The sequence below is a fragment of the Aquabacterium sp. genome (assembly GCF_030652515.1).
GTDB lineage: Bacteria > Pseudomonadota > Gammaproteobacteria > Burkholderiales > Burkholderiaceae_C > Aquabacterium.
Genome location: NZ_JAUSAR010000049.1, coordinates 1 through 8830, shown reverse-complemented (window position 1 = coordinate 8830; position 8830 = coordinate 1). Strand labels below are relative to the sequence as shown.

7 protein-coding genes are annotated in these 8830 nt (G+C 63.0%); 4 read left to right on the top strand and 3 right to left on the bottom strand.

The genetic code is table 11. The features are described 5' to 3' along the window. The first annotated feature begins 114 nt into the window (after positions 1 to 114). The 3 genes from odhB to zapE all read left to right on the top strand — a co-directional run bounded on the left by odhB (position 115) and on the right by zapE (position 4082). Positions 115 to 1398, top strand: coding sequence for a 2-oxoglutarate dehydrogenase complex dihydrolipoyllysine-residue succinyltransferase (gene odhB / locus Q7V20_RS06550; RefSeq protein WP_304788411.1), 1284 nt, complete (start codon positions 115 to 117; stop codon positions 1396 to 1398). Positions 1399 to 1474: 76 nt separating this feature from the next. After that, the gene (lpdA, locus tag Q7V20_RS06545; RefSeq protein WP_304788409.1) at positions 1475 to 2902 is read left to right on the top strand and encodes a dihydrolipoyl dehydrogenase; all 1428 of its coding nucleotides are present in this window, start codon (positions 1475 to 1477) and stop codon (positions 2900 to 2902) included. A 58-nt stretch (positions 2903 to 2960) separates the two neighbouring features. Next, positions 2961 to 4082, top strand: coding sequence for a cell division protein ZapE (gene zapE, locus Q7V20_RS06540; RefSeq protein WP_304788407.1), 1122 nt, complete (start codon positions 2961 to 2963; stop codon positions 4080 to 4082). 2 nt (positions 4083 to 4084) lie between these two features. Here the strand turns inward: zapE and Q7V20_RS06535 are convergent, their stop codons facing one another. Next, complete coding sequence (locus Q7V20_RS06535; protein ID WP_304788405.1) at positions 4085 to 4852, bottom strand: PP2C family serine/threonine-protein phosphatase; 768 nt, start codon at positions 4850 to 4852, stop codon at positions 4085 to 4087. 99 nt (positions 4853 to 4951) lie between these two features. On the opposite strand from Q7V20_RS06535, the gene Q7V20_RS06530 reads away from it, so the two are divergent. Continuing rightward, complete coding sequence (locus tag Q7V20_RS06530) at positions 4952 to 5155, top strand: DUF465 domain-containing protein (protein WP_304788403.1); 204 nt, start codon at positions 4952 to 4954, stop codon at positions 5153 to 5155. Between the two features lie 9 nt (positions 5156 to 5164). Here the strand turns inward: Q7V20_RS06530 and Q7V20_RS06525 are convergent, their stop codons facing one another. Both Q7V20_RS06525 and map read right to left on the bottom strand, forming a co-directional pair. Further along, complete coding sequence (locus Q7V20_RS06525) at positions 5165 to 7765, bottom strand: [protein-PII] uridylyltransferase (RefSeq protein ID WP_304788413.1); 2601 nt, start codon at positions 7763 to 7765, stop codon at positions 5165 to 5167. Between the two features lie 17 nt (positions 7766 to 7782). Beyond that, a complete protein-coding gene (gene map, locus Q7V20_RS06520) occupies positions 7783 to 8592 on the bottom strand; it encodes a type I methionyl aminopeptidase (protein ID WP_304788402.1) in 810 nt (269 codons plus the stop codon). Positions 8593 to 8830: the final 238 nt, after the last annotated feature.

Sequence of the window (8830 nt, the reverse complement as noted above, 5' to 3'; positions counted from 1 at the left end):
TGATCAAGCCTTCGCCAAGCTCAAGGGCTTCGTCCTCACCAAATAAGTCATTGCGGGCCCCGCGCACCGCCATCGCTGGTGCGCGAAGTCGCCCTCGCGTCTGGAGAAAAATTCATGGCACTCGTTGAAGTCAAAGTCCCCCAACTCTCGGAATCCGCGTCCGAGGCCACCCTGCTGAACTGGAAGAAAAAACCAGGTGAAGCCGTCGCACTGGACGAAATCCTGATCGAAGTCGAGACCGACAAGGTTGTGCTCGAAGTCCCGTCACCCGTTGCTGGTGTGATGGCGCAACTGGTTCGCAATGATGGCGACACCGTCGCCAGCGAAGAGGTGATTGCCCGCATCGACACCGAAGGCACCGAAGCGGTCAGCCCCTTGCCTGTCAAGGCTTTGCCTGAAACGGCGCCAGCCCCGGCCCCGGCGGTCGCAGCACCTGCCGCTGGTGGCTCCAAGGCCGATGTGGCCATGCCGGCCGCTGCCAAGCTGCTGGCCGACAACAACCTGAGCACGGCGCAAGTGCCGGGCACCGGCAAGGATGGCCGGGTCACCAAGGGCGATGTGCTGCAAGCCGTGGCGGGTGGCACAGCTGCCCCGGCGCCGGCTGCTACCGCAGCGCCTGCCGCCAAGGCGATTCCCACGGGTGTGCCAGCAAGCTCACTGCCTGCGGTGCAGGTGCCCGGTCTGCCCAACCTGTCCGATCGCCCCGAGCAGCGCGTGCCCATGAGCCGCCTGCGCGCCCGTGTCGCCGAGCGCCTGCTGCAATCGCAAGCCACCAACGCCATCCTGACCACCTTCAACGAGGTGAACATGGCGCCGGTGATGGAGATGCGCAAGAAGTTCCAGGAGAAGTTCGAGAAAGAGCACGGCGTCAAGCTCGGCTTCATGAGCTTCTTCGTCAAGGCGGCGGTGCATGCGCTGAAGAAGTACCCGGTCATCAACGCCTCGATCGATGGGAACGACATCGTCTACCACGGCTACTTCGACATCGGCGTGGCCGTGGGCTCACCCCGTGGCCTGGTGGTGCCCGTGCTGCGCAACGTTGATCAGATGACCTTTGCCGAGATCGAAAAGAAGATCGCCGAGTTCGGTGTCAAAGCCCGTGACGGCAAGCTGAGCCTGGAAGACCTGACGGGCGGCACCTTCTCCATCTCGAACGGCGGCGTGTTCGGCTCGATGCTGTCCACCCCGATCATCAACCCGCCCCAGTCGGCCATCCTGGGCGTGCACGCCACCAAGGACCGCGCCGTGGTCGAGAACGGGCAGATCGTGATCCGTCCGATCAACTACCTGGCCATGTCGTACGACCACCGCATCATCGACGGCCGCGAAGCCGTGCTGGGCCTGGTGGCCATGAAGGAGGCGCTGGAAGACCCAGCCCGCCTGCTGTTCGACATCTGACCCATGACTTGTTTTTTGCGGCCGGGCGCGCCTCACAAGGGCGCGCTCCGGACTTGCAAGCCCAGGAGATAAATCCATGTCCCAAGAATTCGACGTCATCGTCATCGGCGGTGGCCCTGGCGGCTACATCGCCGCCATCCGCGCGGCCCAACTGGGTTTCAAAGTGGCCTGCCTCGACGAGTGGAAGAACGCCAAGGGCGGCCCCGCGCCTGGCGGCACCTGCACGAACGTGGGTTGCATCCCGTCCAAGGCTTTGCTGCAGTCGTCCGAGCATTACGACCACGCCGCGCACCACTTCGCCGACCACGGCATCAAGGTCGAAGGCCTGAGCCTGGACCTGGCCAAGTTGCTCTCGCGCAAGGACACCGTCGTCAAGCAGAACAACGACGGCATCCTCTACCTGTTCAAGAAGAACAAGATCACCTTCTTCCATGGCCGTGGTTCGTTCGCCAAGGCCGCTGATGGCGGCTATGAAATCGCCGTGGCCGGCGACAAGCCTGACACCCTCAAGGGCAAGCACATCATCCTCGCCACGGGTTCGAACGCCCGCCAGTTGCCGGGCGCTGCGTTTGACGAACAGCAAATCCTCTCCAACGACGGTGCCTTGAGCATCGCCGACGTGCCCAAGAAGCTGGGCGTGGTCGGCTCGGGCGTGATCGGCCTGGAAATGGGTTCGGTGTGGCGCCGCCTTGGCGCTGAAGTCACCATCCTTGAAGCATTGCCAGGCTTCCTGGGGGCGGTGGACGAGCAGGTGGCCAAAGAGGCCCAAAAGGTTTTCACCAAGCAAGGCTTGAAGTTCCAGTTCGGCGTCAAGATCAGCGAAGTCAAGGCGGGCAAGAAGGGCGTGTCTGTGGCTTACACGGACGCCGCCGGTGCCGCACAGAAGCTGGACGTGGACAAGCTCATTGTCTCCATCGGCCGGGTGCCCAACACCATTGGCCTGAACGCCGAGGCCGTGGGCTTGAAGCTGGATGAACGCGGTGCCATCGTGGTGGACGACGACTGCAAGACCAACCTGCCCAATGTGTGGGCGATTGGCGATGTGGTGCGTGGCCCCATGCTGGCGCACAAGGCAGAAGAAGAGGGCGTGGCGGTGGCCGAGCGCATCGCGGGCCAGCATGGCCACGTCAACTTCAACACGATTCCCTGGGTGATCTACACCAGCCCGGAGATCGCCTGGGTCGGCAAAACCGAACAGGCGTTGAAAGCGGAGGGCCGGCCCTACAAGGCCGGTTCCTTCCCCTTTGCCGCCAATGGGCGTGCGCGCGCGCTGGGCGACACCACCGGTTTCGTGAAGTTCCTGGCCGACGAGAAGACCGACGAGATCCTGGGTGTGCACATCATTGGCCCGCAGGCCAGCGAGTTGATCTCCGAAGCCGTGGTGGCCATGGAGTTCAAGGCCAGTGCCGAGGACATCGCCCGCATCTGCCATGCGCACCCATCGTTGAGCGAGGCCACCAAGGAGGCCGCCTTGGCCGTGGACAAGCGAACCTTGAACTTCTGATTTCTGGCATCATCGGTAAGAACAGAGGGGCGGCCGCCGAGGTCGCCCCGATTTTTTCATGGCATCGCAGCAGCATTCCAACATCACCGTCACCGACCTGTACTACCAGAGCTTGAAAGAGCGGGGGTACGTGGCCGATGCGGCCCAGCTCAAGGGCATTGCCGCCTTGCAGCGCTGCCAGGATGAATGGTCGGTCTACAAGTCACAGCGCTCTAACGCCATCACCAAGATGTTGCGCTACCCCAATCTGCCCAAGGGGGTGTACCTGCATGGCGGGGTGGGGCGTGGCAAGAGCTTCATCATGGATTGCTTCTTCCAGGCGGTGCCGCTGGAACGCAAGACCCGCTTGCACTTTCACGAGTTCATGCGCGAGGTGCATCGGCAGTTGCATGAGCTGAAAGGCCAGGCCGACCCGCTGGAAATCCTGGCCAAGCGCATGGGACGCCGCCACCGCATCGTCTGCTTCGACGAGTTCCACGTGGCCGACGTGACCGATGCGATGATCCTGCACCGCTTGCTGGACGCGATGTTCCGCAACCGCATGAGCATCATCACCACGTCCAACTTTCACCCGGACCAGCTGTACCCCAACGGCCTTCACCGTGACCGCGTCCTGCCGGCCATCGAGCTTTTGAAAAGCCAGCTGGAGGTGGTCAACGTGGACAACGGCACCGACTATCGCCAGCGCACGCTGGAGCTGGCCAACTTGTACCTCACGCCGCTGGGCCCGGAGGTGGATGGTCAGATGGCGGAGATCTTCAATCAGTTGGCTGAATCTGCCGATGAAGATCCGACCTTGAACATTGAACACCGCGTGCTGAAAGCCCGTCGCAAAGCGGGCGGCGTGGTGTGGTTTGACTTCCAGACCTTGTGCGGCGGCCCGCGTTCACAGAACGATTACCTGGAGTTGGCCACCCGCTTTCACACCATTGTGCTCAGCGATGTGCCGCACATGCCGGTGCGTCTGGCGGCCGAGGCCCGCCGCTTCACCTGGTTGGTGGATGTGCTCTATGACCGGCGAGTCAAGCTGGTGGTGTCGGCCGCGGTGCCGCCCGAGCAGCTTTACACCGAGGGGCCGCTGGCGCATGAGTTTCCGCGCACGGTGTCTCGCTTGAACGAGATGCAGTCCAAGGAGTACCTCAGCGAAGAAAAACGCAACGTCGATACTTCGCTGACCTGAGGTCAGTGCGAAGATTCGATGCGCACCAGTGCCAGCGACAGGTTGTCGCCCCCGGCACGTGCGCGGTGGCGCGCCTTGCCAACCAGCATCTCGGCCGCCTCACGCGGCGGCAACGTGTGCACGATGGCGCCCAGCTCCTTGGGGGTGAAGTAGTGCCAAAGCCCATCGCTGCAAGCCAGCAGCGAGTCACCCACTTCCAGCTGATGGATGTGCTGGATGGTGGTGGGTGGATCTTGCTGGGTGCCCAGGCACCCGGTCAGCAGGTTGGATTGCGGGTGCACATTGGCTTCTTCTTCGGTGATCTGGCCTTCGTTGACCAGGCGCTGCACGAAGGAGTGGTCCATGGTCCGGTGCGCCAGCTCCGGCCCCCTGAAGTGGTAAACGCGTGAATCGCCTGCGTGCACCAACACCGCCGACAAATCGGGATTGACGATGAAAGCCGCCACCGTGCTGTGGGGCTCTTCTTCAAAAGCGATGGCCGTCAGTTTGATCATGAGGTGGGACTCCTCGACCAATTGCTGCAGGTTCTGGCCCGCTTCATCCTTGGAGGGCACATAGCGGTCAAACACCTGGCGCGAGGTCATGATCACCTGATCGGCAGCCTTGCGACCCCCGCTTTTGCCGCCCATGCCATCGGCCACGACCGCCAGCAGGCAGCCGGGCGCTCGGGGGTGGGGCAAGATTTCGACCTGGTCTTGCTGATAGGGTCGGTCACCTTTGTGGATGCCCGTGGCGGCCACGAGGCGATAACTGGTCGGTGTCAGAGTCATTGGAAAACTATAATCCCTAAATGATGGGGTCCGAGGGGCGGCGAGCCTTCGGGTCATCCCTTGTTCAGGCGCCTGTCAGCGAGTACTGTTGCGTACCAGATGCAAGAAAACCTGCATTCCCCTCATCGCCAGTTGATCGAGTTGCGCATGGAGCATGCCGATCTCGACAATTTGATCGATCTTGCGGCCGAACAGGCCCCCGTGGACGAGCTGACTTTGCGTCGGCTCAAAAAACGCCGACTGTTGCTGCGAGACCGCATCGCGCGCCTTGAGCGCCTGCTGGATCCGAAGGAGCCTGCTTAGAACGCCGTGTCAAGGCTGGGCAGGCGCAATGGCCTCCAGCAACTCTGTTTCCAGCCTCAGTTGCGATCGGTCCTGACGCAAGCCGGGGCCGGTGACCAGAAAGGTGTCTTCAACGCGCTCACCCAAGGTGCTGACTTTGGCCAGTTGAACATTGACCTGATTGCGCGCGAGCACGCGGGCGATCACGTAAAGCAAACCGGAGCGGTCGCTGGCCGACACGCTGAGCAACCAGCGCTGAGCGCGCTCGTCAGGCCGCAGGCTCACGCGGGGCGGCACCGGGAATGACTTGACCCGCCGCGACAGCCTGCCTTTGCTGGGCTCGTGCAAGGGCAGGTCGGAGGCGCAGGCCTCGGCCAATTGATGCTCGACCAGGGCGATCAGATCGCGGTAGTGCACACCTTCTTGCGACGAGTTGGGTGCGGACATGATCTGGAAGGTGTCCAGCGCATAGCCACTGTTGGTGGTGTGGATGCGGGCGTCTTGAATGGTGAAACCGGCGCGGTCAAAGTAGCCGCAGATGCGGGCAAACAGATCGGCCAGGTCGGGGGCGTAAACCAACACCTGCAGGCCTTCGCCGGCGGGCGACAGGCGTGCCCGGACAATGGGCACGGGGGTGTCCACCAGTTGCCACAGGCAGCGCGTGTGCCACGCGATGTCAGGGGCGTCGTGGCGCGCAAAGTAGCTCATGTCCAGCGTTTTCCACAAAGACAGTTCGATGCCTTCGGGCAGGTAGTACAGGGCCAGCGAGTGCCTGGCTTGCTGCTTGCGCGCTTCAATTTCGGCGTCCATGTGTGGCCGCGCACCACCCAGGGCACGCAGGGCCAGCTTGTAGAGGTCTTCCAGCAGCTTGCCTTTCCAGGCGTTCCAGACCTTGGGGCTGGTGCCTCGGATGTCGGCCACGGTGAGCAGGTACAGAGCGGTGAGGGCGCGCTCGCTGCCCATGCGCTTGGCAAAAGCCTGGATGACTTCGGGGTCGCTGAGGTCTTCTTTTTGCGCCACGCGCGACAAGGTCAGGTGCTCACCCACCAGGAACTGGATCAGCTTGGTGTCTTCAAGACCGATGCCGTGGGCCTTGCAGAAGCGGTGGACCTCTTGAACACCCAATTCGGAGTGGTCGCCCCCGCGCCCCTTGGCCACGTCGTGGAACAGCGCGGCAATGTAGAGGATCCAGGGCTTGTCCCATTCGGCCGCCAGTTGGGTGCAGAAGGGGTACTCGTGCGCGTGCTCGGGGATGAAGAAGCGGCGCACATTGCGCACCACCATCAGGATGTGCTGGTCGACCGTGTACACGTGGAACAGGTCGTGCTGCATCTGCCCCACGATGCGGCGGAACACCCACAGGTAGCGTCCCAGCACCGAGGTCTGGTTCAGCAGGCGCATCACGCGCGTCAGGCCATGAGGTTCCTTCAGGATGGCCATGAAGGTCTGCTGGTTGACGGGGTCGCGGCGGAACTCGGCGTCCATCAGGTCGCGGCCGTTGTACAGCGCACGCAAGGTGCGGGCAGACAGGCCCTTCATGGTGTTGTCGTGCTGCAGCACCAGGAAGGTTTCCAGGATGGCATGGCGGTCACGCTGGTAGAGGTCGTCGCTGACCACCTCCAGAAAGCCTCCCCGGTCCAGGAACTTGTCATTGATGGGGCGCATGGGCGCGTCTTGCGAGCCCAGGATGCGCTCTTCGATGTTCAGCATCAGGATCTGGTTGAGCTGCGTGACGGCTTTGGCGGCCCAGTAATAGCGGCGCATCAAGGCTTCGCTGGCGCGCAGGGCTGGCGTGTTCACATAACCGAAGGTCTCGGCCACACCAGCTTGCAGGTCGAACACCAGGCGGTCTTCGCGGCGACCTGCTACCTGGTGGAGGCGGGCGCGGATCAGCTTGAGCAGGCCTTCATTGCGTTGCAGTTGGCGGGCCTCAAAAGCCGTCAACAGCCCCTTGACCGCCAACTCGTGCCAGTTCTTGCCAAAACCGGCGGCGCGGGCCACCCAGAGCACGACTTGCAGGTCACGCAGTCCCCCGGGGCTTTCCTTGCAGTTGGGCTCCAGGGCGTACGGCGTGTCCTCGTACTTGTGATGGCGCTGGCGCAACTCCAGGGTCTTGGCCCGCATGAAAGTGGGCGCGTCCAGATGTTGGAGTGTGGCTTCCTTCAGTTCTTCAAAGCGGGCTCTGGAACCGCACAGAAAGCGGGCCTCGAGCAAGGCGGTCTGGACGGTGACATCCCGCTGGGCTTCCTCGCTGCATTCTTCAACGCTGCGCACGCTGGAGCCGATTTCCAGGCCGATGTCCCAGCAGGCGCTGATGAAGCTTTCAACGCTTTGGGTCAGGCCTTCGTCGCCAGCGACCGATGGGGACACGGGCAACAGCACCAGCACATCGATGTCGGAGTGGGGAAACAGTTCACCCCGCCCATAGCCGCCCACGGCCACCAGGGTGGCGCCCTTGGGCATGTGGTGGGCCTCCCAAAGCTGCGTCAGGCTGCGGTCCACGGCCTTGGCCGTGTTGTGCAGCAGCCGCGTGGCCGAGGCCGCGATGGGGCGGGCATTGGCGAACTGGGTCAGCAGGTCGGCTTTGGCGGTGCGAAGTTGCGTGCGCAACGCCGGGATGTCCAGGGCCATGGGTACTGCTGTCACGCTCAAGCCTGGGCCGTGATGAAGGCGGGCGGCGGCGGGCTGCCGGCGGACAAGGTCAGCACCTCGTAGCCGGTTTCGGTGACCAGCACGGTGTGCTCCCATTGGGCCGACAAGGAGTGGTCCTTGGTGACGATGGTCCAGCCATCGGGCAGGGCCTTGATGTCGCGCTTGCCCGCGTTGACCATGGGCTCGATGGTGAAGGTCATGCCCGCTTTGAGCTCTTCCAGCGTGCCCGCGCGGCCGTAGTGCAGCACCTGGGGATCTTCGTGGAAGCGTTGGCCAATGCCGTGGCCGCAATATTCGCGCACCACCGAGAAGCCCTGGTTCTCCACAAAGGTCTGGATCGCGTTGCCGATGTCGCCCAGGCGCACGCCAGGCTTGACCTTGGCGATGCCGCGCCACATGGCTTCATACGTCAGGTTGCACAGGCGCTTGGCCGCGATCGAGCCTTCGCCGACCACGAACATGCGGCTGGTGTCGCCGTGCCAGCCATCCTTGATGACGGTGATGTCCAGGTTGACGATGTCGCCCTGCTTGAGTGCACGGTCATTGGGGATGCCGTGGCAGATGGTGTGGTTGACCGAGGTGCAGATGGACTTGGGGTAGGGCGAGTGCCCGCCCGGCGCGTAATTCAGTGGCGCGGGGATGGTGCCTTGCACCTCGACCATGTAGTCGTGGGCCAGTTTGTCCAGCTGGTCGGTGGTCACGCCGGGCTTGACGAAGGGGGTCAGGTAGTCCAGCACCTCGGAGGCGAGGCGGCCCGCGAGGCGCATGGCGTCGATTTCGGCGCCTGTTTTGATGGTGATGCTCATGGGGCTGGATTATCCCGATTTCAGACCGTACTAGAAACGACATGGGCATCAGAAAGCGGTTGGGCGCGCTCATAGCCGCTTAAAATGCCGGGTTTCCTCGCACGCCTGCCCAACGAAAGCCCTGAAAGGGGCCCCACGCCGTGACCGATCGCACCCACCACCTGATGCATTTCGAGGGCGGCAACGCCCTGGCCCCTCACCAAGTTCAGGCTTTGCTGCCCAAACTGCAGGCCATCAA

Excerpts from the sequence above, each read along its gene's own strand:
- Q7V20_RS06535 (WP_304788405.1), bottom strand. The coding sequence starts at position 4,852 with ATGACTCTGACACCGACCAGTTATCGCCTCGTGGCCGCCACGGGCATC.
- zapE (WP_304788407.1), top strand. The coding sequence starts at position 2,961 with ATGGCATCGCAGCAGCATTCCAACATCACCGTCACCGACCTGTACTAC.
- odhB (WP_304788411.1), top strand. The coding sequence starts at position 115 with ATGGCACTCGTTGAAGTCAAAGTCCCCCAACTCTCGGAATCCGCGTCC.
- map (WP_304788402.1), bottom strand. The coding sequence starts at position 8,592 with ATGAGCATCACCATCAAAACAGGCGCCGAAATCGACGCCATGCGCCTC.
- lpdA (WP_304788409.1), top strand. The coding sequence starts at position 1,475 with ATGTCCCAAGAATTCGACGTCATCGTCATCGGCGGTGGCCCTGGCGGC.
- Q7V20_RS06525 (WP_304788413.1), bottom strand. The coding sequence starts at position 7,765 with ATGGCCCTGGACATCCCGGCGTTGCGCACGCAACTTCGCACCGCCAAA.
- Q7V20_RS06530 (WP_304788403.1), top strand. The coding sequence starts at position 4,952 with ATGCAAGAAAACCTGCATTCCCCTCATCGCCAGTTGATCGAGTTGCGC.